Source organism: Micrococcus sp. ACRRV (assembly GCF_022346985.1).
GTDB lineage: Bacteria > Actinomycetota > Actinomycetes > Actinomycetales > Micrococcaceae > Micrococcus > Micrococcus porci.
The window spans coordinates 1-1,286 of record NZ_JAKRNH010000203.1 but is presented as its reverse complement, the minus strand read 5'-3'; the positions used below and the strand labels follow the sequence as shown (position 1 = coordinate 1,286).

The following is a 1,286-nucleotide window of genomic DNA, read 5'->3' as shown; positions in this document are numbered from 1 at the left end:
GGGCGGTGGGAGGCGTCGGGGGATCTCGACGCGTCAGCGGCCGGGGACGGCGAAGTGCGTGAGGGCGGCGTCGCGCCCGTCGAGCTCGGCCCAGGGCGTGTCCACGCGGAACACCTGCAGACCGAGTGTGGGCAGATGCTCGGCCATCTCCAGGGCGGCGTCCTGGTCCGAGTCCAGGCTCATCAACCGCATGCCGAGGATCTGCAGCCAGGGCATGTGGCCCACGACGATGAGGCTGCGGACGGTCTCCTCGGTCTCGTTCACGACGGCCAGGGCACGGGCGGCGTCGGCCTCGTAGAGGCGGCGGTCCAGGTAGGCGGTAGGCGCCCGCTCCCCCAGGCGCTGGGCCACCCACACCCAGGTCTGCCGGGTGCGCAGGGCGTCGGAGACGACGGCCGCCTGCGGCACGATGCCGTGCTCCAGCAGCCAGTCCCCCGCGGCCGGCGCCTGGGCGTGGCCGCGGGGGGCGAGGGGACGGTCGTGGTCGTCCACACCGGCGGGCCAGTCGGCCTTCGCGTGGCGCAGCAGGACGAGGGTCTTCGCGTCGGCCGGGCTCATGCCCCCAGGCTACGACGACGCCCTTCCCCGCCGATGCGGGCGAGGGGCGCCGTCGCGGCAGGCCCGGCCTGCGGCGTCTGCGGCCTCAGATGGAGTACTCGGGGGCCGCCCAGACGACGACCTCGGGGTGGCGGTAGAACCGGTAGCCCTGGCCGCGGACCGTGCGCACGGTGTTGGCCAGACGGCCGAGCTTGGCGCGCAGGCGGCGGATGTGCACGTCGATGGTGCGCTCGTTGGGGACCTCGTCCGAGTTCTTCCACAACGCGTCGAGCAGCTCCTCGCGGCCCACGGTGCGCTCGCCGTTCTCCACGAGGTAGTTGAGGAGCTCGAACTCCTTGAAGGTGAGGTTCAGCGCCTCGCCGTCCAGCTGGACCTCCCGGCGGGAGAGGTCGATCAGCACGCCGGGCTGGCGAGTGGACACCGGGGCGGGGGCCTGCGCGAGGTCGGGGCGCGCGGCACCCTGGACGGTGGGGTCGCCGAGGACCTGGCGGACCACCTCGAGGTCGCGGCCGGCGGCGCCGGCGGGGGCCAGGGCGACGGCGGCGTGGGACTCGGCCCCGGGGACGAGGGACTCCACGTAGTGGCGCAGCTCGTTGGCCAGACGGGTCAGGGACGTTCCGGCGGCGGAGGCCATGAGCTCGTCCATGCCGACGTAGATGACGAAGCCGCGGGCCTCGTTCTCCCGGGCCACCGCCTGGGGGCCGGGGATCCCGCTGGGGGCCAGGACG

The 1,286-nt window shown here is 74.4% G+C and carries 2 protein-coding genes; both read right to left on the bottom strand.

The window, feature by feature from the left end; genetic code table 11:
* Nucleotides 1–33: 33 nt before the first annotated feature.
* Nucleotides 34–558, bottom strand: a complete 525-nt coding sequence (locus MHY29_RS12110) for a histidine phosphatase family protein (protein WP_239241567.1) — start codon at nt 556–558, stop codon at nt 34–36.
* An 85-nt stretch (nt 559–643) separates the two neighbouring features.
* Nucleotides 644–1,286: winged helix-turn-helix domain-containing protein (locus MHY29_RS12105; protein ID WP_239241565.1), on the bottom strand; the 643-nt coding region annotated here is incomplete at its 5' end.

What these genes read in the sequence shown, in the direction of transcription:
- MHY29_RS12110 (WP_239241567.1), bottom strand. Translation starts at nt 558, where the DNA reads ATGAGCCCGGCCGACGCGAAGACCCTCGTCCTGCTGCGCCACGCGAAG.